The sequence below is a fragment of the Candidatus Symbiothrix dinenymphae genome, from assembly GCF_001431085.1.
Genome location: NZ_BBRU01000263.1, coordinates 1 through 562 on the forward strand (window position 1 = coordinate 1; position 562 = coordinate 562).

Annotated in this window: 1 pseudogene; it reads right to left on the reverse strand. The window is 46.4% G+C overall.

Annotated features, from left to right (window positions below):
* Window positions 1–48 precede the first annotated feature (48 nt).
* Window positions 49–562: pseudogene (locus ASC50_RS03450) on the reverse strand (hypothetical protein); the annotation flags it as partial.

The window sequence follows — 562 nt, forward strand, 5'->3', positions numbered from 1 at the left end:
GGTTAGGACTGCTGTTTCTTGCTGTGATGCCATTTTTGTGAGTTATAGTTATTTCACAAAATCCATCATCCGCATCTGATACACACTCTCATCAATCGGATTCCGATTATTGATTAAAGCATATAAGATTGGCAGACATTGACCATACCAACTTGGCTTACATTCGTAAGTATATGAGCCAAAGTCGATAAACGTTTTGTAGGGCAATGTCGCGCTTTGCGGGTCATAAATCATGGTCATATCGCGTTGGCGATATACTTTGTCGAAAAGCAGTCGGTCGCCGTGCTTGGCAATTACGCGCTTGACGAACTCTACCATGCGTTGTTCTTGGAAGTCGGTGCCGTCATCGCGACGCTCCTCCAGCCGGAAGGCTATTTGAACATCCTTTGCGGACACATCTGCTAACCATGCAAGCGCAGTATTGATATTCTCACCTTTCGGAAATTGATACTCTACAATACCGTGGCACACGATGGGTCTCCAAAAGTCATCGAAGCGTATCCTCACATCGTAGCAGCGCACGCCAGCCGCGTACTGCTGTTTGAAATCAAGCGATTGGCAC